Below are 20,330 nucleotides of genomic sequence, written 5' to 3'. Positions count from 1 at the left end.
CGTGCCGTGAGCATTTCGGGCGCCATCAATTCCGCCCTGACCGGCCTGAGGGCGACGCAGGCCGCGATCGACCTCGTCTCGAACAACGTCGCGAATTCCGGAACCGTCGGGTACACCCGCCGGGAGCTCGTCACCCGCGAGGCGACCGCGGGCACGAACACGACCGGCGTCAACATCGTCGGCGTGCGGCGCATCCTCGACACCCTGCTGCAGAAGCAGATGCGGCTGGAGAATGCCGGGGCGGGCTACACCTCGGTCAAGACGGCCTATCACAGATCGCTCGATGCGATGTTCGATGCGCCGGGCGCGACCGCCTCGCTGCCGGGCCTCATGAGTTCGCTGACGAGCGCCATCGCGGCGCTGGCGAGCAATCCCTCCACCTTCAGCAACCGATCGCAGGTTCTGGCTGCCGCCTCCGATCTGGCGGCCTCGCTGAATTCGCTCTCCGGGCAGGTCCAGGCCCTGCGGCAAGGGACGGAGGACGCGCTGTCCGGCGCCGTCCAGCAGGCGAATACGCTCCTGCAGCAGATCGGGGCCGTGAGCCGGCAGATGAATGCCGACCCGGCCAATGCGCAGAGCCCGGCCCTGCAGGACCAGCGCGACCTCCTCATCGACCAGCTTTCCGAGCTGATGGATATCCAGGTCACGCCCCGGCAGAACGGCGTGATCACCATTTCCACCACCGGCGGCCTGCTTCTCTTCAACGGCCAGCAGCCGGTGACGCTCGAATTCGACCCGAAATCGCCCCTCGGGCCGCATTCGGCTTACGATCCCGATCCGGCGAAGCGGAGCGTCGGGACCATCACGGCCATGAACGCCCAGGGAGGCAGGACGGATGTGATCGCATCGGGCCTGATCCGGTCCGGCACGATCGCAGCGCTCATCGAGCAGCGCGACGAGGTGCTGCCGCAGGCACAGACGCAGCTGGACGCCCTGGCCGCCGGCCTCGCTTCGGCGCTCTCGGACCGCAACGAGGCCGGGACAGCCGTGGCAGGACCGCCGGCCGGGTTCGAGCTGGACCTCGCAGCGCTGCAGAATGGCAACCCGATCACCGTCTCGATGACGGTCGGCGGCGTTCCCCGCACGATGACCTTCGTGAAGACCGGAAGCGCCGCGGCCGCCGGTGCCGCGACCAGCTCCGGCAACGGCGTGATCGGGATCGATTTCTCGGGCGGGATGGCTTCCGTCGCCGCGCAGATCGGCGCCGCGATGGGCGGCGGGTTCGCGGCGGGCGACGCGGGCGGCTCCGTCCTGCGCATCACCGGCAACGGCAGCACCGCCCAGGTGACCGGGCTCTCGGCGCGGGCGACCGTCACCGGCACGACCGGCGCCGTCCAACTGCCCCTCTTCAAAGATGGGGTGGCGGTCTATACCGGATCCTACGAGAACGGATCGCAGCTCCTCGGGCTTGCCTCCCGGATCACCGTCAACGCGGACGTGAAGAACGATCCCGGGCTCCTGGTCGCGTACAATTCCTCGATCCTTGCCGGGGACACGACCCGCCCGGAACACCTCCGCCAGGCGCTGACGACCGCCTCCTTCTCGTTCTCGGGAGCAGCCGGCATCGGCGGGGCCAACACGGCCTGGACCGGCACCGTCTCCGACTTCGCCAACCAGATCGTGGCCACCCAGGCCACCAACGCGATCTCGGCTCAGAACCTCGACTCCGGCCAGAGAGTCGTTCTGAACGCGCTCCAGAGCCGCTTCTCCGAGCAGTCCGGCGTCAACATCGACACGGAGATGGCGCAGCTCATCCAGCTGCAGACCGCCTACGGGGCGAATGCCCGGGTGATGACCGCCGCCAAGGAGATGCTCGACATGCTGATGAGGATCGGCCTGTGACGATCAGGGCCTACGGCACGGGCGCCTTCAGCACCCTGCGCTCGACGCAGACTTTCGAGGCGGCGAAGACGAATCTCGATGCGCTGCGCAGCCAGCTCGTCACCGGGAAGGCGTCGGCGACCTATTCCGGCCTCGGAGCCGGGGGCGCTGCCGCCAGCCTGTCGCTCCGCACCCGCCTCACGAGCCTGGACGCCTATGCGAGCAGCATCGGGGACGGGCAGCTGCGGCTGAGCATGATGAATTCCGGCCTGGAGCAGATCACGAAGCTCGCCTCGGGCCTGACCACGAGCCTCGCGGCTTCGGCCAGCGCGACGCCGGTCGGCGCGACCAACGTGGCGGTCTCTGCCCGGAGCAGCCTGCAGAACGTCATCGACATCCTGAACACGGATGTTGCGGGGCGGTATCTCTTCTCCGGGCGTTCGGCTGACACGGAGCCCGTGGCAGCCGCGTCGCTGATCCTCGATGGCGACGGCACGCGCGCCGGGCTCAAGACGCTCATCGCCGAGCGCAAGGCCGCCGATCTCGGGTCGGGCGGCCTCGGGCGCCTGACGCTGTCCGGGACCGGGACGGGCGTGAGCCTGGCGGAGGAGGCGGTGCCGTTCGGCCTGAAGCTCGGCGACGCGACTGCGACCGGCACGGGCGTCGTGGCCTCCGTCACTGCCGGCCCGCCCCGGAGCGTCGCTGTTTCCGTGGCGGCCCAGCCCGCGGCCGGAGACACGGTCGAACTCGGGCTGACCCTGCCGGACGGGACGGCGAAGACCATCAAGCTCGTCGCGGGCGGCAGCACCGCCGCGGGCACGACCGGCTACGCGATCGGCGCGACCCTCGCGGAGACGGCGGCCAACATCCAGGCGGCGCTCGCGAGCGCGATCGGCGAGATCGCCGTGTCAGACCTGCCGGCTTCCTCGGCCATGAAGGCGGCGAACGACTTCTTCGCCGCGACCCCGTCGAGCCCGCCGCCGCGTGTCGCTGGCCCGCCCTACGACACCGCGACCGGGATAGTGCCGGGCACGCCCGAGAACACGATCACCTGGTACAGGGGCGATACCTCGTCCTCGCCTCGCGACACGGCGCCGGTGAAGATCGGCGATACGCACGTTGTCGGCATCGGCGCGCAGGCCAACGAGCCGGCCTTCCAGGCCGTGCTGGCGAGCATAGCGGTCCTCGCTTCCGACACGTTCCCGGAGACGGACCCGAACGCCTTGAAGCGCTACCAGGCCGTGAGCGCGCAGGTTTCCGTTCGCCTCAACGGCACGGGGCAGCAGAGCGTCGCGGATATCACGACCGAGCTCGCCATCGCGAACGGCGTGATGAACCGGACCGCGAAGGACCTGAAGGTCACGAAGTCGCAGACGGAGGATGCGCTCGCCGGGATCGAGGACGCCGACCCGAACGAGGCTGCCATGAAGCTGCTCGCGACGCAGACGCGACTCGAGGCGAGTTACCAGACGGTGTCAGCGCTCCAGCGGCTCTCGCTGGTCAACTACCTGTAGCCTGCGAGGACCTGGATCCCGGCTTTCGCCGGGATGAGCGGTCACTCCGAGGCGCCGTCGGCCGGCGGCTGCAGATAGGGCTCGACCTTGCCCTTCAGCTTGATGGTCATCGGGTTGCCGGCCCGGTCGCGCGCCTTGCCGGCCGCGACCCGGATCCAGCCCTCGCTGACGCAATACTCGTCGACATTCGTCTTCTCGGCCCCGTTGAACCGGATTCCGACGCCGCGCTGCAGCAGGTCGGCGTCGTGGTAGGGGCTGTTCGGGTCCGTCGAGAGACGATCGGGCAGCGTGTCGGTCATGGTCCTGCTTGGAGGCTCCGGGCGGTTGGGCGGGCATTACCCGTCCGCCGCCCGGATGCCAATCCGCCGGGTGCCTATGCCGTGCCGCTCAGTTGCCGATCGCGCCCGAGGCCGCGTCGACCGGCACGACCTTGCCGCCCTTCACGAGCCCGACGACCAGCACCGCGTTCGAGCCGCCCTTCGGGTCCACGCTGTTGATGTTGGATGGGTTGCGCTCGGCCGGAAGCTTGCCGAAGGCCTCGGACAGCTTGGCATGGATCGCGGTAGCGTCCGTGACCGTGCCGGCGAGCTTCATGGCCTCCGTCACGCCGTTCAGGCTCGTGTAGTTGAGCGAGGCCTCGGTGCCGGGATCGCGGTTATAGGCCTTGCGGTACTTCGGCACGAAGGATTTTGCGCCCGGGCGCGAGTCGTGGATGAGCGGCAGCGTGCCGATGGCGCCCTCCAGCAGCGACATGTCGTTGCCGAGCACGGCCGCCATCTCGTCGAGCTTGGCCTGGTCCATCACGATGAACCCGCCCTGGAAGCCGAGCTCGCGCGCCTGCTTCACGACGAGGGCCGTGGGCTCCGATGCGCCGCCCACGAACATCACGTCCGGGCTCGCGGCGATGACGCGGCTCACGCCGGAATAGAAGTCGGTGTCCTTGTTGTAGGACATCGGGTTCTCGGCGACGACCTGGCCGCCCGCGGCCTTCCAGGCCGGCCCGATGAGCGCCGCCCAGGCCTTGGCGTAATCATGGTCGGCGCCGGCCATGCCGAGCTTCTTTCCGAAGGCCGTCATCTCGGTCTTGATGAAGGGGTCGATATAGCCGGCGAAGGACGGCGGAATCCGGAGCGTCAGCTTGTTGCCGCGCTCGGTCATCTGCGGCACGCTCGTATAGGCGCCGATGATGAAGCCGTCCTGCTCGTTGAATGCCTGCATGGCGAAGTTGCCGCCGGAATGCGGGCAGAACACGATCGGCGCCTTGTACTGCGAGCGCAGGCGCTTGGCGTTCACGGCCGCTTCCGAGGGCGAATACTTGTCGTCGAGGGCGACGATCTCGATCTTGTACTTCTTGCCGCCGACCTCGAGGCCCCCGCCGTCGTTGATCTCCTTCGCGGCGAGTTCGAGGCCCGACAGCGTGTTCTTGCCATAGAGTGCGGCGCCGCCCGAGAGCGGGCCCGTCCAGCCGATCGTGAGGGTCTCCTGCTGGGCGAAGGCGGCGCCCGACATGGCGAGCATCGCAGCGCCGGCCGTGCCGGCAAGAATGGTGCGCCTCGTTGCGTTCATCGTTTCCTCTCCGTCGTTTATCTTCGCTCTACGGTGTCATCACCGGGCTTGTCCCGGTGACCCCGATCGTTTGGAGCGCCTCCGACCGGGGTGGCCGGGACAAGCCCGGCCATGACGCCCGGAGCGCACTCACGCCCCAATGTACGCCTTGCGGATGCGCTCGTCGCCGAGCAGCGCGTCCGGGTTCCCCTCCATGACGATCCGGCCGTTCTCGATGACATAGGCCCGGTGCGCGATCTTGAGCGCCGCAAAGGCGTTCTGCTCGGCGAGCAGCACCGTCGTCCCCGCCTCGTTGATGGCCTTCACGGCGGCGAGCACCTGCTTCACGACGAGCGGCGCGAGGCCCAGCGAGGGCTCGTCGAGGAGAAGGACCTTGGGCCTGCCCATCAGGGCGCGGCCGATCGCGACCATCTGCTGCTGTCCGCCGGAAAGCGAACCGGCAGTGTCGTGCTGCTTCTCCCGCAGGATCGGGAACATCTCGAAGACGTGTTCGAGAATCGGCTTCGAACCCTCCGAGTCGCTCCGGTGCACGTAGGCGCCGAGCATCAGGTTCTTCAGCACCGACATGCCCGGGAAGAGCTTCCGTCCCTCCGGGCAATGGACGAGGCCGTCGGCGACGATCTGCGACGGCTTGCGGCCGGCGAGTTCGTGCTCCCCGAGCCGGATCGAACCCGCCTTCAGCTTGCGCAGGCCGCTGATCGCCAGGAACAGGCTCGACTTGCCGGCGCCGTTCGCGCCGAGCATGACGACGAGCTCGCCCTTGTCGACATGGATCGAGACGCCCGACAGTGCCCGGTAGCTGCCGTAATCGAGCGTCGCGCCCTCACACCGCAGCATAGTCAGCCCCGAGATAAGCCTCGATCACCTTCGGATCGCGCGACACCTCCGCCGGCGTTCCCTCCGCGATCTTCTCGCCGTGATCCAGCACCACGATGCGGTCGGCGAGCCCCATGATCATCCCCATCTTGTGCTCGATCAGCCCGACCGTGAGCCCGCCCTCCGCCATCTTGCGGATGAGGCGGGCGAGGCCTTCGGTCTCGTCGGGGTTCACGCCGCCGGCCGGCTCGTCGAGGAGGACGATGCGGGGTTCGGTCGCAAGCGCGAGCGCGAAGGCGACACGCTTCTTCTCCTCCTGGCTGATATCGGCCACCACCCGCATGGCCGCGTGCTCGAGGCCGACGAAATGCAGCGCCTCCTCGGCCTTCGCCCGGCATTCCCGTTCGTCGGCCTGCAGCCGCTTCGTGTTCAGCACGACGTCGAGCAGGGTCGAGCTCGTGCGGAGGCGGTGGCCGACGATCAGGTTGTCGAGGACGCTGGCATCCTCGAACAGGGTCGTCGTCTGGAACGTCCGCGCGATCCCGAGATGCGCGATCCTGTCGGGCCGCATCCCGGTGATGTCCTGGCCGTCGAGGAGCACCTGGCCCTCGGTCGGCCGGTGCGTTCCGGCGCAGAGATTGAAGAAGGTCGTCTTGCCGGCGCCGTTCGGGCCGATCACGGCGGTGATCTTGCCCCGTTCGAAGCTGGTCGAGACGTCCTTCACGGCGGCGAGGCCGCCGAAGCGCTTGGTGAGCCCACGGACCTCAAGCATGCGCGGGGCTCCTGTCCGTCTCGTGCGACCGGGTCTCCACCTTTCCGAGTGCGGCGCGCTCGGCCGCCGCGTGGGCTGCCGCCTGTCGCGCCTGCCGGGCCTTGAGGGTTCCGATGATGCCCTTCGGCAGGAACATGACGAGCACGATCAGCAGCGGCCCGAACACCAGCAGGCGGTAATCCTGCAGGAACTGCAGCGATTGTGTCGCCCAGGTGAGGGCGATGGCGCCCAGCACCGGGCCGGACAGGGTGCCGAGCCCGCCGACCAGGATGAAGGCGATCATGTCGAAGGCGTTCGCTTCGCTCGCGATCTGCGGGCCGATGAAGCGCACGAACCCGGCATAGAGGCCGCCCGCATAGCCCGCATAGGCGGTCGAGATGACGAAGGACGTGACCTTGGTCCGCATCAGCGGGATGCCGAGCGCCTCCGCCAGTCCCTCGCCATTGCGGATCGCCACGAAGGCGCGCCCGAGCAGCGAGTGGACGATCCTGTCCATGACGAAGAGCGCGAGCACCAGGAAGGCGAGGACGAGGTAGTAGTTCGCCAGCGGGGTATCGAACCGGATCGGGCCGATCGGGGAGGGGGCCGGGATGCCGATGACGCCGACCACGCCATGGGTCAGCGCGTCCCACTTCTCGATGACAAGCCAGATGATGAGCCCGACGCAGAGGGTGAAGATCGCGAAGTAATCGGCGCGGAGCCGCAGCGAGACGAGGCCGGCCAGGAAGCCGAAGGCAGCGGCCACGATGCCGGACAGGAAGAGGGCGAGCCAGAACGGCACGCCGTAATCGACGGTGAGCAGGCCGAGCGTATAGGCGCCGATCGCCATGAACCCGGCATGGGCGAGATTGAGCTGGCCCGTATAGCCGAGGATGAGGTTCAGGCCGATCGTGGCGATCGCGAAGATGAACGCGAGCGCCATGACATAGATGAAGTAGTCGTTCGGAACGACGAGCGGATAGACGATGGCCAGTGCCAGCCCGACGAGGGCTATCACGCGGGGGGACAGCATTCGGGTCATCGTGCGGGCGCCGGGAACAGGCCCTGGGGCCGGAGCGACAGGATCGCGACGAGCAGCGCGAAGGCGATGATGTCCTTCAGGTCCGTCGAGATGTAGAAGGCCCCGAAGCTCTCGGCGAAGCCGATGATCATGCCGCCGAGGATCGCGCCGGGCACCGAGCCCATCCCGCCCAGGATGATGATCACGAAGGCCTTCAGGATCACGAGGTTGCCCATCGCGGGCGAGATCAGGTTGATCGGCGCGAAGAGCACGGCCGCGATTGCCGCCAGGGCACCCGAGATCGCGAAGGTGATGATCGACACCCGCGTGAGGTCGATACCGACCAGCGACGCCCCCTCCCGGTTCTGCGCCATCGCCACGATGGTCGACCCGGTGGTCGTGCGCTTCAGGAACAGGTGCAGCGCGATCATCAGGCCGATCGCTCCCGCGATGATGAGCGCGCGCTGGATCGGCAGCACCGTTCCGGCGATCCGCATGATCCCGGGATAGGGCGGGGCGAGGCGGCGGAAATCGGCGCCCCAGATCGCGTGCGCGACCGCCTCGATGAACAGGAGGAGGCCGATCGCCGCGATCATGTCGTGGAGCGGAGGCGAGTCCCGCAATCGGGAGAAGACCAGGCGCTCGGACAGGACCGCGATCGCGGCCGTCACGGCGGCCGCGCCGGCGAGGGCGACCCAGTAGTTAGCCCCGAGGGACCCGACGAAGAAGAACGCCGCATAGGCGCCCGCCATGAAGAGCGCGCCGTGCGAGAAGTTCGGGATGTGCAGGATGCCGTAGACCAGCGTCAGGCCGAGCGCCACGAGCGCATAGACGCTCCCGAGCGTGAGGCCGTTCAGGATTTGCTGGACGAACAGGCTCAGGTTCAAACGCCGCGACCTCGATGGGCAGGCACGCCGGATCCCGCTGCAGACGGTCGGAGTATTGACCGAGCAACGAGGCCTGGCGGACCGGTGTTTCCTCTACGATCCGGGCCGGATCATCGGGCGCAAGCGCCCGGGATGCGGCTCGTCGACCGCATCTCGTTGCTAAGGAAACTGTCCCAATATCCCCGGTCGGGTCAATCCGCTGGGGCCAAGGGCCACATCCGACGATTGTCTCGGTTGCGCGCTCACCCGCTCAGGTGAACTCGGCCCGCCCGAGCTTGGCGAGCTCGACCCTGGCGCGCAGTTCGATCTGGGCGACGATGCCGTCGAGCTGCGGGTCGCCGCTCGCTCCGGCATCGGCGAGAGACCTGGCGATCCGGCCCAGTTCCGCGGCCGGCACCGATCCGGCGAGGAGGGCGGCCTTGAGCCTGTCGAGGCCGTCGAGGAGATCGTGGCCACGCCGAGCCGAGCGTCGCCGGCGTTCGGCGGGGTCCTCTTCCGATTGCAGCTGGAGGATGGCGTCGAGCGTGGCAAGCGATGTCGCGCCGTGCGTCGCGGTGGCGTGCGCCTTCCCGCCCTCCTCGAGCTTGAACTTGGTTCCCGATGCCTGGCCCGAGCGTATCGAGGGCGTGATCGCGGAAGCCGCGAAACGCGGATCGATGCGCATGGTCGGCTTGGCTCCGGGCCCTTCTCTCAGGCCAGGAAGTTCGGGCCGCTATGGTTAATACGCTCTTAAGCGCCCGGCAGAACTTGCCGAATTGGCTAGTCATTCCCGCCCTCCGGATAGGGCTATCGGAGGTCATTCGGCTACGCACTCCGAGCTAGATCAAGGAGTTAGGCCTGCCCTGGTGGCTGGCACGCGGCTCGCACGAGCGATGCCAACAAACTGGCCCGCCATGCTGCCCCGCCTCCTGAAGCGCTCCTTTCCGTCTCTTCTTCTCGTCGCGGCCGTCGTCGGTTGGGCGGCGACGAGCGCGCCCGCGGCTGCGCTGTCCCGCATCAAGGACCTCGCGCAGGTCGAGGGCGTGCGCCAGAACCAGCTCGTCGGGTACGGGCTCGTGGTCGGCCTGAACGGCACCGGGGACACGCTGAACAACGCCCCCTTCACCAAGCAGTCGCTCACGGCGATGCTGGAGCGGCTGGGCGTCAACACGCGCGGCGCTACGCTGCGGACGGCGAATGTCGCGGCCGTGATGGTCACGGCGAGCCTCCCGGCCTTCGCGACCCAGGGCACCCGCCTGGACGTCACCGTCTCCGCGCTCGGGGATTCGAAGTCGCTGCAGGGCGGCACGCTCCTCGTCACGCCGCTGCTCGGCGCAGACGGCGAGGTCTACGCCGTCAGCCAGGGCTCGCTCACGATCTCCGGGTTTCAGGCCGAGGGAGACGCCGCGAAGATCACGCGCGGCGTGCCGACCGTCGGCCGGATCGCGAACGGTGCCGTCATCGAGCGCGAGGTCGAGTTCAAGCTGAACGCGCAGCGCTCGCTCCGGCTGTCCCTGCGGAACCCCGATTTCACCACGGCGAAGCGGATCGCCGCCTCGATCAACGACTTCCTCGGGGCGGATACGGCCGAGCCGACCGATCCGGCCACCATCACGCTCAACATTCCCCCGAAATACCGGGGCAACATGATCCAGCTCCTCACGGAGATCGAGCAGCTGAAGATCGAGCCCGACCAGACGGCCCGCATCGTGGTCGACGAGCGTTCGGGGATCATCGTGATGGGGCGGGACGTGCGCGTCTCCCAGGTCGCCGTGGCGCAGGGCAACCTGACGGTCACCATCTCGGAGCGGCCGGAGGTGAGCCAGCCGGAGCCGTTCTCCGACGGCGAGACCGTGGTCGTGCCTCGGACCAGCCTGAAGGTCGATACCGGCGACAAGAACAAGCTCGCCATCGTCCGGGAAGGGGTGACGCTCCGCGAACTCGTCGACGGGCTCAACGCACTCGGGATCGGGCCGCGCGACCTGATCTCGATCCTTCAGGCCATCAAGGCGGCCGGCGCGCTCCAGGCCGATATCGAGGTGATGTGATGGTGGCACCGCTTGCCATGCTGGGGCTTTCGCTTGCGGCCAACGCCGTCAAGGGGATCGCGGAATCGGTGTCCGGCGCGTCCGAGGCGGCGCAACTGGGCAGGACCCGCAAAACTGCCGAGGATTTCGAGACGATGTTCCTCGAGCAGACCATGGACCGGTTGACCGAAGGTGCCGGCGAGGACGGGCCGCTCGGGGCCAACGGGACGGGCGGCGGCGTGTACCGATCGATGCTCGCCAAGGAATATGCCGGCAGCATCGTGAAGACGGGCGGGCTCGGCATTGCCGACCAGATCTACCGGCAGATGCTGCAGATGCAGGAAGGAGCAGCCGATGCCGGCTCCCGCTGACACCCTCAACCGGCAGGTTGCCACGCGCGAGGATGCCGAGCGCCTCCTCGCGGCCCTCACCGCGGCGCTGGAGGAGCTTGAAGGAGCCCTGGAGGCGGAGACCGCACTGATCGGGGCCGGCCGCATCCGCGACGGGCTCGCCGAGGAGAAGCGGAAGGGAGAGCTCTCCGCGGCCTATGTGCTCCATCTCCAGCGCGCGAAGGCGAATGTCGTCGCGCTCGCCCGGCTTTCGCCTGAAGGGCTTCGACGGTTCCGTGAGCGCCAGGCGGCCTTCGAGCGCGTGATCAGCCGCAACCAGACGGTGATCGCAACCGCGCGCGCCGTTGCCGAAGGGCTGATCCGCGGCTTGTCCGAGGCGGTCCAGAAGGAGGCGCGGCCGAACGTCTATGCCCTGCCGAGCCGTCCCGCTCCCGCGCTGCAAGCGGCCTCGCCGCTCGTCTTCTCAGGGCGTTTTTAACCCGCGCCGTGCATAGTCATATTTGACGAACCGACCGAGCCGAAAATTAACCTCACGTTTAAACCTGTGATTCAGCGCCTGGCCGTATGACGGAGGATGCAGCAGAAGGCTGCATCAACATGGATGTTCGACCATGGAAGTGGTTTCGAGCGCCAGAGCTTCCGTCTTGCCGGTCCTGGGCGACGCGCCACGTATCAGCGCGCCGCCTCCGCCGGATTCGGTCAAGACCGAGCTACCGGCCCAAGCGACCGTCCAACAGGGCGGCGCACCAGAAAAACCGTCCGCCGAGAAGAGCAGGCCCGAGGCCGGCTCGGTTTCTGACGTCTCGCGCAACGTCACCATCGACGCGCAGACGCAGGACCTCGTCTTCCAGACGATCAGCGAGGAATCGGGAGAGGTTCTCCGCCAGGTGCCCGACCAGGCGCTTCTGCGGATCCGTGCCTATTCCCGTGAGCTGCTCGAGGCCGACGCGGCTCCCGAGGAGCGCTATCGACTGAGCAGGTTCGTCTAAGCGCGCCTGCTTACCAATCCCTGAAGGTTTTGCCCGAAGCGTACGCGCTTGCGGGTTTTTGGCGTGGCCGCTCCGGACGGCAGCTGCACGCATGGCGTTCCAGCCGGGGAATGGGACCGCTCGTCCATTCGCGCATCGCCTGAACGATCCGTTCACCTCGCCGTTCGACCGCCGCGCCTCTTTACCTCTCGTTTGTACCTGTCCCGGCATCATCTGGACGTCTTCAGGATGAAGGCGTGCCGAGAGGCAACAAACCAGAAAGGTTTGGACTATGGCTGGTACCGTTATTTCGAGCGCGGTTCGCAACAACCTGCTCGCGCTCCAGAACACGACGTCGATGCAGGCGACGCTTCAGAACCGCCTCGCGACCGGCAAGAAGGTCAACTCGGCGCTCGACAATCCGGCGAACTTCTTCACCGCCTCCTCGCTGAACAATCGCGCGTCTGGCCTCTCTTCGCTGCTCGACGGCATGGCGAACGGCATCAAGACGCTCGAAGCCGCCGACAACGGCATGAAGGCCATCACCAAGAACATCGAGTCGATGCAGGCGAACATCCGCCAGGCGCGCGCCGACAAGTCGTTCCAGGGCAAGTCGGTCACAATTGACACGACGACTATCGGCACGTCAGCGGTGAAGAACCTCAGCTTTTCCGGTGGTTCGGTCGGTACGACGCCCGTCAACATCGCGCTGAATACCGCGGATGTCACGGCCACGAACGCGACCTTGACTGGCGCGAGTGGCTTTGCAGCTGGCACCGGGACGAACGAGGCCGGTACCGCTGGCACATTCACGATCCAGGCTGCTGGGTTGAACGGGGGCAACGCTGTTTCAGTGACGATCGCTGCCGATGATGACGTTGACGATGTCCTTGGCAAGATCAACACCGCGCTTGACGGGGCAACTGGCGGGGATGGTGGGATCACGGCGTCCAAGACGAGCGGCCAGCTTGTTCTGACGGGCACGACCGGCAACAACATCACCGTTGCCAGCTCGACGTCAGGCCTGCTTGGTGGCATTGGCTTCGGCAGCACCACCGCATCGACGAATGGTGTTCCTGGCGTGACGGGAGCCGTGAAGACGGTCGACCAACTCGTCGCGGACATCAACGGCAACAATTCGCTTGCCGGCAAGGTGCGGGCGTCGAACGACGGCGGCAAGCTCCGTGTCGAGAACCTCTCGACCACGGACCTGAGCGTCGTCGGCATGAGTGCCAGCGCCGTCACCGGTGGGACGGGCACCTCCAACACCCAGACGGTCGGCGGCAACGAGGTGCGCAAGAACCTCGTCAGCCAGTTCAACGACCTCCGCACCCAGATCGACAAGCTTGCCAACGACGCCAGCTACAACGGCATCAACCTTCTGAAGGCTGACAAGCTGAAGCTGACGTTCAACGAGAACGGCACCAACAACATCGAGATCCAGGCGAAGAACGTCAGCGGGACGGTGCGGGCCATCGACCTGTCCGAGAATTCGCTGAACGTCGGCGCCGCGACGGACGCCGAGTTCTCCGACGACGCGCAGCTCGACGCGCGGTTGGATGTCCTCAGCAAGGCGGTGACGACGCTCGCGACCCAGGCGTCGAGCTTCGGATCGGCTTTGTCGACCATCCAGAACCGTGAAGAGTTCACAAAGTCGATGATCAACACCCTCCAGAGCGGCGCCGATTCTCTCGTCAACGCCGACCTGAACGAGGAGAGCGCCACCCTGCTCGCCCTCAACACCCGCCAGCAGCTCTCGCAGACGGCCCTGTCGCTCGCCAGCCAGGCGGACCAGGCGGTGCTCCGGCTCTTCTGATCGAGATCTGGGAAAGAAAAGGCCAGCGGCGCTTCGGCTCCGCTGGCCGCCTTCTTTACAATTGAGCAACCAAGACAAGGGCTTTTTAACCCTTCGTTAGCCATAACGGTACCATCAAGGCGATGGCGGGTTCCCAGACCCGCGATCCAGGTAGGGTCCGATGGCGAACGGTATCGTTCTATCCTCAAGCGTGCGCACCAATCTGCTCTCGCTTCAGGACACAACCACCCAGCAGGGTATCGTTCAGAACCGGCTTGCGACGGGCAAGAAGGTCATCTCCGCGCTCGACAACCCGACCAACTTCTTCACCTCGGCCGGCCTGACGCAGCGGGCGAACGACCTCGCGGCGCTGCTCGACGGGATCTCGAATGGCGTGAAAACGCTGGAGGCGGCCTCCAACGGCGCCACCTCGATCACGAAGGTGATCGAATCGATGCAGGCCAATGTCCGCCAGGCGCGGCAGGACAAGTCCTTCAAGGGCACCTCGTTCACCCTCGACACCCTGAACATGGGGTCGTTCACGGGGAAGACGCTCAGCTTCTCGGGCGGCTCGATCGGCACGACGCCCGTGACGATCGACGCGATCGTGGCCGATATCGGCGGCTCGCGGACCAGCCAGTCCACGACGGCCGCCTATGCTCCCCCGGCCACCGCCGCCAAGGCGACCTACACGGCGGAGAACACCTATGCGGCGCCGGGGACAGCGCAGGCGCTCGATCTGACATTCAACGGCGTGACGACCAGCGTCTCGGTGGCACCCGCCGACACGACCGTCGGCGCGGCCGTGTCTTCTATCAATGCGCAACTCGCCGCGGCCGGCAGGACCGACATCGAGGCCTTCAACGCCGGCGGCAACCTCCAGATCAGGACCACGGCCAACGTGGACGGGTCCGTCACCGTCGCCGGAGCGGGCGAGACGGCAATTTTCGGGGCGCAGGTTTCGGCACCCGGATCGGACGGGCTGCATTCCTTTTCCGTGAACGGCACCCAGGTCACTCTGACGCCGGGACAGGTCACCGTCGGACAGGCGGTCGCCAAGGCGAACGCGGATCTTGGGCCCACGCATGCCTTCGAAGCATTCGACGATGGCGGCAAGCTCGGCTTCCGGGCGAAGTCCGCGGGCGTGACCGCCCTGTCGATCTCGAACACCGCCGGCTCGACGGCGGCAGGCATGTTCGATGCCGCCGTGGCGGGCACCGCGCCGACCACGCCCGGTCGGGTCCGCACGGTCGATGAACTTGCGACCGCCATCAACGAGCATCCGAGCCTGGTCGGAAAGGTGCGTGCATCACTGGATGGCGGCAAGCTGCGGATCGAGAATCTCTCCACCACGGAGATGACGATCGCCGGCGCGAGTGCGACCGGGATCAATGGCGGCGCCGGCGCTTCCAACACCACGACGATCGGTGGCAACGAGATCCGCAAGAACCTGATCACGCAGTTCAACGACCTTCGGGATCAGCTCGACAAGATCGCCGGCGACGCCGGCTTCAACGGCGTGAACATCCTGCGGGGCGACAAGCTTCGGGTCGTGTTCAACGAGCGCGGCACGAGCTCCATCGATGTCGAGGCCAAGAACAAGACGGGCCTTTCGGGCGTCAGCACCGCGTCGAATTCGCTGAACATCAGCGCCGTCACGGAAGAAGAGTACTCGAACGACGAGCTGCTCGATGCCCGGCTCAATGCGCTCAAGGAATCGATGACGACCCTGCAGGCGCAATCGTCCCAGCTCGGCGCCAATCTCAGCGTGGTGCAGATCCGGCAGGATTTCACCAAGCACATGATCACGACGCTGCAGACCGGGTCCGATTTCCTCGTCAACGCGGACATGAACGAAGAGGGCGCGAACCTCCTGGCGCTGAACACGCGCCAGCAGCTCTCGCAGACGGCCCTGTCCCTCGCCAGCCAGGCGGATCAGGCGGTCCTTCGCCTCTTCGGCTGAGGATCTTTCGCAAGGAGAACCAGGATGGCTCTCAAGGTCGAGCTCAAGCCCAACGAGCGAATCATCATCGGAACCGCAGTGATCCGAAACGGGGACACGCGCACCCGGCTCTTCATCGAAGGCGATGCGCCGATCCTGCGCGAAAAGGACGTCCTAACGGCCATGACGGCCGACACGCCCGCCAAGAAGATCTACCTCGCTCTTCAGCTCATGTATTTGGAGGGCGACCTCGGCTCTTCCGAAAAGATTTACTTCCCACTGGTACGTGACTTCCTTGCAGCCGCCCCCAGCGCGCTGCCGCTGATCGACGAGATGAACAGCCTCGTGCTCGACGGCGAATCCTACAAGGCGCTCAAGGCGGCCAAGGCCCTCGTCGCCTACGAACAGGACTTGATGCAGAATGCAGCACGCGGCAGCCAACGCCTACGCTCAGGCGGCGAAGTTCGCGCAGCCGCCCCGTGAAGTCGAGGCGGCGCTGCTGTTGAAGGCCGCCTTCCGGCTGCAGGGTCTCATCGAGGATTGGAGCAAGTCCGGCACGGAGCTCGCGCCGGCCCTCGCCTATAACGGCCGGATCTGGTCGATCCTCGCGACCTCCGCGACCGAGCCCTCGAATCCGCTTCCGCCCGCCATCAAGCAGGGCATCGCGCAGCTCGCGGTCGTGATCTTCCAGCGGATCTACGACGTGACCCAGGAGCCGGCGCCCGAGAAGCTGAACCTCCTCGTGCGCATCAACCGCGACATCGCCGCCGGGCTGCGCGGCCAGGGCTGAGCCTCAAGCTTCTTCGATCACCGCCAGCGTCAGCCACTGCGCCGCAAGCGCGGGCTTGGCGCCGCCCTCGATCTCGACCGTGACGTCGTAGCCGAGCAGGATCTCGTTCGCCCGCCGGCGCTCGAGCCGCGCCAGCACGAAGCGTCCGCGCACGCGGGCGCCCGAGCGGACGGGCGACAGGAACCGCACCCGCTCCAGGCCGTAGTTCACGCCCATCCGGCGGTTCGCGATCTTCGGCAATGCCTCCTGGCCGAAGGCCGACAGGAGCGACAAGGTCAGGAAGCCGTGCGCGATCGTGCCGCCGAAGGGCGTCTCGGCCAGCGCGCGTTCCGGATTCACATGGATGAACTGGTGGTCGCCCGTCACGTCGGCGAAGCTGTCGATGTCGGGCTGCGTGACCTCGCGCCAGCTGGACACGCCGAGCTCCTGCCCGACGCGCGCTTCAAGTTCATCGATCGTGATCATCAGGTCCGGGAGGTGAGTATTGGGCGGGCTTGGATGCTCAGCCGGCGAGCCTGACGCGGCGTGCCGGGGAGAGGGCCTCCTCGTATTCCCGTGCGAGCCGATTGACCAGTTCGGTTGCCGGGACGATCCCCTTGACGGCCCCGATGCCCTGGCCCGAGCCCCAGATGTCGCGCCAGGCCTTCACCTGCTTGCCGCTCTCGTCGCGGGCGCCGAAATCCATCTTCACGGCCTCGAGCTGCCCGAGGGCGGCCGGGTCATAGCCGGCCTCGACGATCGAGGGCCGGAGATAGTTGCCGTGCACGCCCGTGAAGACCGGCGAGTAGAGGATGTCGTCGGCGGCGCTCTCGACGATCATCTCCTTGTAGCGCGCCGGAGCGTTGGCTTCCTCCGTCGCGATGAAGGCCGATCCCACATAGGCGAAATCGGCGCCCAGGATCTCGGCCGCCCGGACGGCCCGGCCGGTGGCGATCGCCCCGGAGAGGGCGAGGGGTCCGTCGAACCACTCGCGGATCTCCTGAATGAGCGCGAAAGGCGACACGGTGCCGGCATGGCCGCCCGCTCCCGCCGCGACCGCGATCAGGCCGTCCGCGCCTTTCTCGATCGCCTTGCGGGCGAAGGTCTGGTTGATGATGTCGTGCAGCGTGATGCCGCCCCAGCCATGGACGGCCTGGTTGAGATCCTCGCGCGCGCCGAGGGAGGTGATGACGATCGGCACCTTGTAGCGGGCGCAGACTTCGAGATCGTGCTCGAGCCGGCTGTTCGAGCGGTGGACGATCTGGTTCACGGCGAAGGGCGCCGCCGGCCTGTCCGGGTTCGCGCGGTCATGCGCCGCGAGTTCTTCCGTGATGCGGGCCAGCCACTCGTCGAGCTTCGAGTCTGGCCGGGCATTCAAGGAGGGGAAAGAGCCGACGATCCCGGCCTTGCACTGCGCGATGACGAGGTCCGGATTGGACACGATGAACATCGGCGAGGCGATGACCGGAAGGCGGAGCCGGCCCTCGAAGACGGAGCGCCAGCCGGTGGCGGTGCGGGGGCCTGCCTCGTTGACACTGTTCGCCAAGATGCGTTCCTCTAAGGGCAAGGAGGCGGCGCGATGCCGACGATCGATATCAGCCTCACGTCCGAACTCGCCGAGTTCGTAGAGCACGAAGTGCGCAGCGGACGCTATAGCTCCGCGAGCGAAGTCGTGCGCGAGAGCCTGCTCCTCCTCGAAAGCGAGCGAGAGTTCGAGGCCGAGCGGCAGGCGCTGTTGAAGTCGGCCGTCCAGGCCGGGATCGACCAGGCGGAACAAGGGATCTTCAGTGCGCGCACGATAGCCGATATCGCCGAAGAGGTCTTGGCGGAGCGACAGCGCTGAGCCTGCGGGCGCGACTCACTCCGCTGGCGGCTGCCGATGTCGCAGGCGCTCTCCGACAAAGCTTCGACCTGTTCGGTCCGCGCCAACTCGCCGCCTATGCCGAGCTCATCGAGTCCGCAATTCAGGCGCTCGCGGCCAATCCCGATCTTCAGGGCTCACGCGCAAGGGCCGAACTCGGTCCCTCGATGCGGTCGCTTCATCTTGCCCAGGTGGCGCGGCGCCGTCGCGCTGCCCGTCACGAGCTCTACTACCGTGTCCAGAATGGGCGAGACGGCACGCCGGAACTCGTGATCATGCGCGTCCTCCACGACGCGATGGAGCCCGCCCGGCGCATCAAGTCGGCTCTGCGCGACGACCTCAGGCGATCGTGACGCCCCCGTCCGCCACGATCACCTGCCCGGTGATGAAGCTCGCCGCATCCGAGGCCAGGAAGGCGGCGACGGGCGCGATCTCGTGCGGCTCGCCGATGCGCCGGAGCGGCGTCGTGGCGTTGCGCTGCGCGACGCGCGCCTCGTCCTCCCAGAGCGCCTTGGCGAAATCGGTCTTCACCAGGCCCGGCGCGATGCAGTTCACGCGCACGTTCTTCGGGCCCCAGTCGACAGCGAGGTTGCGGGCGAGCGCGAAATCCGCGGCCTTCGAGATGCCGTAGCCGCCGATATTCTCCGTCCCGCGCAGGCCCGCGATCGACGAGACGATGACAATCGAGCCGCCGCCCCGCTCGGCCATGCCGGGCAGGACGAGCCTGCACAGCCACAGGTTCGACTTCACGTTCGAGCCCATGATCTTGTCGAAGGCCTCGTCCGGCAGGTCGGCCATCGGGCCGTAGGTCGGGTTCACGGCCGCGTTGCAGACGAGGATGTCGACGCGGCCGAAGCGCTCGACCGTACCGGCCACCAATGCCTCGACCTCGGACTTCCGGCCGATATTGCAGGGGATCACGACCGCCTCGCCGCCGGCCGCCTCGATGGCCTCGGCGACTGGCCGGCAGGCCTCCTCCTTGCGGCTGGACACGACAACCTTGGCGCCGAGCCGCGCGAAGAGCTCGGCGGTCGCGCGCCCGATGCCGCGGCTCGAGCCGGTGACGATCGCGACCTTGCCGGTGAGGTCGAAGGGAGATCTCATGCGCGCTTCCTTGTCATGGCCGTGATTGCCCCGACCATTCCGATGATGATCGGCACCCCTCGGGCGCCCGCGGACGAGGTCGCCGGGACAGGCCCGGCGATGGCACCTCCGAGCTACCCGCCCTGCGCGATCTCCCAGCCGCGCTCGGCCAGGAGCGTGGCGCGCTCGCCGTGGGAGGTTGCGTCCGCCGAGGACGCGTTGCCCTTCTTGCCCCTGGCGATGACGCCTTCGAGGATCACGGCGATCCGGAACAGCGAGAAGGCCATGTGGAACGGCGTGATGCTGTCCTGGCGCCCCGTCCGGCGCGCGTACATCGCCAGGTACTCGTCCTGGGAGGGAATGCCGAGCGCCGGGAGATCGAGGCCCCGCATGCCCCGGAACGCGGCCGGCGGGTTGATGTAGGGCAGGCAGTTGTAGGCGAGGTCGGCCAGAGGGTGGCCGAGGGTGGAGAGCTCCCAGTCCAGGATGCCGATCACGCGCGGCGCGTCGGCCGCGAAGATCATGTTGTCGAGCCGGAAATCGCCGTGGCAGATGGCAGTCTCCTCGCTGTCCGGCACGTGTTTCGGCAGCCATTCGGCGAGCTTGTCGATGGCCGGGTTGTCGCGCGTGCGCGACTGTTCCCACTGCTTCGACCAGCGGCCGAGCTGGCGCGCGAAGTAGTTGCCCGGCCGGCCGAAATCCTCGAGGCCGATGCTCTTCCAATCGGCCATGTGCAGGCGCGCCAGCGCGTCGACCATGCCCTCGTAGATCCCGGCGCGCTCCTCGCGCGGCAGCTCCGGCAGCGTCGGCTCCCAGAAGATGCGGCCGCGCAGCCGTTCCATCAGGTAGAAGGGCGTGCCGATCACCTCGCGGTCCGGGCAGAAGAGGATCGCACGGGGAACGGGCACGTCCGTCTTCGACAGCGCCTCGATCACGCGGAACTCGCGATCGACGGCGTGCGCCGACGGCAGCAACTCGCCGGGCGGCTGCTTGCGGAGGACATACTCGCCCCGGTCGGTCACGACCAGGAAGGTCGGGTTCGACTGGCCGCCGCGCATCTGCCGCAGCTCGACGAGCTTCTCGCCGAGCTTGTCCCCGAGCAGTTCGGCGAGGCGCGCCGTGTCGAAGCGATGCGCCTCCCGAACGGGTATCGTCTCGGAATCGGCCTCGGGCGTCATGG

At 67.3% G+C, this 20,330-nt stretch carries 23 protein-coding genes; 12 read left to right on the top strand and 11 right to left on the bottom strand.

Annotation, left to right across the window (positions count from 1 at the left end; all coding sequences use genetic code 11):
- Positions 1–6: 6 nt before the first annotated feature.
- Complete coding sequence (flgK, locus tag ACO2SS_RS23145; RefSeq protein ID WP_423280202.1) at positions 7–1,842, top strand: flagellar hook-associated protein FlgK; 1,836 nt, start codon at positions 7–9, stop codon at positions 1,840–1,842.
- Positions 1,839–3,335, top strand: a complete 1,497-nt coding sequence (locus ACO2SS_RS23140) for a flagellin (protein ID WP_423280201.1) — start codon at positions 1,839–1,841, stop codon at positions 3,333–3,335. The genes flgK and ACO2SS_RS23140 overlap by 4 nt, the downstream gene beginning before the upstream one ends.
- Positions 3,336–3,376: 41 nt before the next feature.
- Here the strand turns inward: ACO2SS_RS23140 and ACO2SS_RS23135 are convergent, their stop codons facing one another.
- The 7 genes from ACO2SS_RS23135 to ACO2SS_RS23105 form a co-directional block, all read right to left on the bottom strand.
- A complete protein-coding gene (locus ACO2SS_RS23135) occupies positions 3,377–3,634 on the bottom strand; it encodes a DUF3297 family protein (protein WP_423280200.1) in 258 nt (85 codons plus the stop codon).
- Between the two features lie 88 nt (positions 3,635–3,722).
- On the bottom strand, positions 3,723–4,901 hold the full coding sequence (locus ACO2SS_RS23130; RefSeq protein ID WP_423280199.1) for an ABC transporter substrate-binding protein: 1,179 nt from the start codon (positions 4,899–4,901) through the stop codon (positions 3,723–3,725).
- 129 nt (positions 4,902–5,030) lie between these two features.
- Positions 5,031–5,738: an ABC transporter ATP-binding protein gene (locus ACO2SS_RS23125; protein ID WP_423280198.1), complete on the bottom strand. Its 708-nt coding sequence runs from the start codon at positions 5,736–5,738 to the stop codon at positions 5,031–5,033.
- Complete coding sequence (locus tag ACO2SS_RS23120; protein WP_423280197.1) at positions 5,725–6,489, bottom strand: ABC transporter ATP-binding protein; 765 nt, start codon at positions 6,487–6,489, stop codon at positions 5,725–5,727. Before ACO2SS_RS23120 ends, ACO2SS_RS23125 begins: the two co-directional genes overlap by 14 nt.
- Positions 6,482–7,501 carry a branched-chain amino acid ABC transporter permease gene (locus ACO2SS_RS23115; protein WP_423280196.1) on the bottom strand — a complete coding sequence of 340 codons (1,020 nt, stop codon included), beginning with the start codon at positions 7,499–7,501 and terminating at the stop codon, positions 6,482–6,484. The genes ACO2SS_RS23120 and ACO2SS_RS23115 overlap by 8 nt, the downstream gene beginning before the upstream one ends.
- Positions 7,502–7,506: 5 nt before the next feature.
- Positions 7,507–8,376 (bottom strand): branched-chain amino acid ABC transporter permease, encoded by an 870-nt coding sequence (locus ACO2SS_RS23110; RefSeq protein ID WP_423280195.1) that lies wholly within the window; start codon positions 8,374–8,376, stop codon positions 7,507–7,509.
- A 250-nt stretch (positions 8,377–8,626) separates the two neighbouring features.
- Complete coding sequence (locus tag ACO2SS_RS23105) at positions 8,627–9,040, bottom strand: flagellar assembly protein FliX (protein WP_423280194.1); 414 nt, start codon at positions 9,038–9,040, stop codon at positions 8,627–8,629.
- A 208-nt stretch (positions 9,041–9,248) separates the two neighbouring features.
- Here ACO2SS_RS23105 and ACO2SS_RS23100 point away from each other — a divergent pair, with 208 nt between their 5' ends.
- The 8 genes from ACO2SS_RS23100 to flaF all read left to right on the top strand — a co-directional run bounded on the left by ACO2SS_RS23100 (position 9,249) and on the right by flaF (position 16,227).
- Positions 9,249–10,403 (top strand): flagellar basal body P-ring protein FlgI, encoded by a 1,155-nt coding sequence (locus ACO2SS_RS23100; protein ID WP_423280193.1) that lies wholly within the window; start codon positions 9,249–9,251, stop codon positions 10,401–10,403.
- Positions 10,403–10,753 carry a rod-binding protein gene (locus tag ACO2SS_RS23095; protein ID WP_423280192.1) on the top strand — a complete coding sequence of 117 codons (351 nt, stop codon included), beginning with the start codon at positions 10,403–10,405 and terminating at the stop codon, positions 10,751–10,753. The genes ACO2SS_RS23100 and ACO2SS_RS23095 overlap by 1 nt, the downstream gene beginning before the upstream one ends.
- Positions 10,737–11,210, top strand: coding sequence for a hypothetical protein (locus tag ACO2SS_RS23090; RefSeq protein ID WP_423280191.1), 474 nt, complete (start codon positions 10,737–10,739; stop codon positions 11,208–11,210). Before ACO2SS_RS23095 ends, ACO2SS_RS23090 begins: the two co-directional genes overlap by 17 nt.
- A 133-nt stretch (positions 11,211–11,343) precedes the next feature.
- Positions 11,344–11,721, top strand: coding sequence for a hypothetical protein (locus tag ACO2SS_RS23085; RefSeq protein ID WP_423280190.1), 378 nt, complete (start codon positions 11,344–11,346; stop codon positions 11,719–11,721).
- A gap of 271 nt (positions 11,722–11,992) precedes the next feature.
- Entirely contained in the window at positions 11,993–13,516 is a 1,524-nt protein-coding gene (locus ACO2SS_RS23080) for a flagellin (protein WP_423280189.1), read from the top strand.
- A 160-nt stretch (positions 13,517–13,676) separates the two neighbouring features.
- Complete coding sequence (locus tag ACO2SS_RS23075) at positions 13,677–15,458, top strand: flagellin (protein WP_423280188.1); 1,782 nt, start codon at positions 13,677–13,679, stop codon at positions 15,456–15,458.
- A 24-nt stretch (positions 15,459–15,482) separates the two neighbouring features.
- Complete coding sequence (flbT, locus tag ACO2SS_RS23070; RefSeq protein WP_423280187.1) at positions 15,483–15,920, top strand: flagellar biosynthesis repressor FlbT; 438 nt, start codon at positions 15,483–15,485, stop codon at positions 15,918–15,920.
- The gene (flaF, locus tag ACO2SS_RS23065; RefSeq protein WP_423280186.1) at positions 15,859–16,227 is read left to right on the top strand and encodes a flagellar biosynthesis regulator FlaF; all 369 of its coding nucleotides are present in this window, start codon (positions 15,859–15,861) and stop codon (positions 16,225–16,227) included. Before flbT ends, flaF begins: the two co-directional genes overlap by 62 nt.
- A 3-nt stretch (positions 16,228–16,230) precedes the next feature.
- On the opposite strand, the gene ACO2SS_RS23060 is transcribed toward flaF, so the two are convergent.
- Positions 16,231–16,692 (bottom strand): MaoC family dehydratase, encoded by a 462-nt coding sequence (locus ACO2SS_RS23060; protein WP_423280185.1) that lies wholly within the window; start codon positions 16,690–16,692, stop codon positions 16,231–16,233.
- A 37-nt stretch (positions 16,693–16,729) separates the two neighbouring features.
- Positions 16,730–17,752 carry an NAD(P)H-dependent flavin oxidoreductase gene (locus tag ACO2SS_RS23055; protein ID WP_423280184.1) on the bottom strand — a complete coding sequence of 341 codons (1,023 nt, stop codon included), beginning with the start codon at positions 17,750–17,752 and terminating at the stop codon, positions 16,730–16,732.
- A gap of 33 nt (positions 17,753–17,785) precedes the next feature.
- On the opposite strand from ACO2SS_RS23055, the gene ACO2SS_RS23050 reads away from it, so the two are divergent.
- Positions 17,786–18,049 carry a type II toxin-antitoxin system ParD family antitoxin gene (locus tag ACO2SS_RS23050; protein WP_423280183.1) on the top strand — a complete coding sequence of 88 codons (264 nt, stop codon included), beginning with the start codon at positions 17,786–17,788 and terminating at the stop codon, positions 18,047–18,049.
- A complete protein-coding gene (locus ACO2SS_RS23045; protein WP_423280247.1) occupies positions 18,046–18,420 on the top strand; it encodes a type II toxin-antitoxin system RelE/ParE family toxin in 375 nt (124 codons plus the stop codon). Before ACO2SS_RS23050 ends, ACO2SS_RS23045 begins: the two co-directional genes overlap by 4 nt.
- On the opposite strand, the gene ACO2SS_RS23040 is transcribed toward ACO2SS_RS23045, so the two are convergent.
- A complete protein-coding gene (locus ACO2SS_RS23040) occupies positions 18,407–19,171 on the bottom strand; it encodes an SDR family NAD(P)-dependent oxidoreductase (RefSeq protein WP_423280182.1) in 765 nt (254 codons plus the stop codon). The two genes, ACO2SS_RS23045 and ACO2SS_RS23040, sit on opposite strands and share 14 nt — an antisense overlap.
- A gap of 113 nt (positions 19,172–19,284) precedes the next feature.
- Positions 19,285–20,328, bottom strand: a complete 1,044-nt coding sequence (locus ACO2SS_RS23035; protein WP_423280181.1) for a phosphotransferase family protein — start codon at positions 20,326–20,328, stop codon at positions 19,285–19,287.
- Between the last annotated feature and the right edge of the window lie 2 nt (positions 20,329–20,330).

This window comes from Enterovirga sp. CN4-39 (assembly GCF_049446235.1).
GTDB lineage: Bacteria > Pseudomonadota > Alphaproteobacteria > Rhizobiales > Beijerinckiaceae > Enterovirga.
Note: the sequence above shows the minus strand (reverse complement) of the source record. Positions and strands in the feature narration are given on the sequence as shown.

Bases quoted from the DNA above. Each gene is read 5' to 3' on its own strand.
- flbT (WP_423280187.1), top strand. From the start codon at position 15,483: ATGGCTCTCAAGGTCGAGCTCAAGCCCAACGAGCGAATCATCATCGGA.
- ACO2SS_RS23100 (WP_423280193.1), top strand. From the start codon at position 9,249: ATGCCAACAAACTGGCCCGCCATGCTGCCCCGCCTCCTGAAGCGCTCC.
- ACO2SS_RS23060 (WP_423280185.1), bottom strand. From the start codon at position 16,692: ATGATCACGATCGATGAACTTGAAGCGCGCGTCGGGCAGGAGCTCGGC.
- ACO2SS_RS23125 (WP_423280198.1), bottom strand. From the start codon at position 5,738: ATGCTGCGGTGTGAGGGCGCGACGCTCGATTACGGCAGCTACCGGGCA.
- ACO2SS_RS23085 (WP_423280190.1), top strand. From the start codon at position 11,344: ATGGAAGTGGTTTCGAGCGCCAGAGCTTCCGTCTTGCCGGTCCTGGGC.
- ACO2SS_RS23095 (WP_423280192.1), top strand. From the start codon at position 10,403: ATGGTGGCACCGCTTGCCATGCTGGGGCTTTCGCTTGCGGCCAACGCC.
- ACO2SS_RS23040 (WP_423280182.1), bottom strand. From the start codon at position 19,171: ATGAGATCTCCCTTCGACCTCACCGGCAAGGTCGCGATCGTCACCGGC.
- ACO2SS_RS23050 (WP_423280183.1), top strand. From the start codon at position 17,786: ATGCCGACGATCGATATCAGCCTCACGTCCGAACTCGCCGAGTTCGTA.
- ACO2SS_RS23135 (WP_423280200.1), bottom strand. From the start codon at position 3,634: ATGACCGACACGCTGCCCGATCGTCTCTCGACGGACCCGAACAGCCCC.
- ACO2SS_RS23080 (WP_423280189.1), top strand. From the start codon at position 11,993: ATGGCTGGTACCGTTATTTCGAGCGCGGTTCGCAACAACCTGCTCGCG.
- ACO2SS_RS23120 (WP_423280197.1), bottom strand. From the start codon at position 6,489: ATGCTTGAGGTCCGTGGGCTCACCAAGCGCTTCGGCGGCCTCGCCGCC.
- ACO2SS_RS23035 (WP_423280181.1), bottom strand. From the start codon at position 20,328: ATGACGCCCGAGGCCGATTCCGAGACGATACCCGTTCGGGAGGCGCAT.
- flaF (WP_423280186.1), top strand. From the start codon at position 15,859: ATGCAGCACGCGGCAGCCAACGCCTACGCTCAGGCGGCGAAGTTCGCG.
- ACO2SS_RS23090 (WP_423280191.1), top strand. From the start codon at position 10,737: ATGCCGGCTCCCGCTGACACCCTCAACCGGCAGGTTGCCACGCGCGAG.
- ACO2SS_RS23105 (WP_423280194.1), bottom strand. From the start codon at position 9,040: ATGCGCATCGATCCGCGTTTCGCGGCTTCCGCGATCACGCCCTCGATA.
- ACO2SS_RS23075 (WP_423280188.1), top strand. From the start codon at position 13,677: ATGGCGAACGGTATCGTTCTATCCTCAAGCGTGCGCACCAATCTGCTC.
- ACO2SS_RS23130 (WP_423280199.1), bottom strand. From the start codon at position 4,901: ATGAACGCAACGAGGCGCACCATTCTTGCCGGCACGGCCGGCGCTGCG.
- ACO2SS_RS23115 (WP_423280196.1), bottom strand. From the start codon at position 7,501: ATGCTGTCCCCCCGCGTGATAGCCCTCGTCGGGCTGGCACTGGCCATC.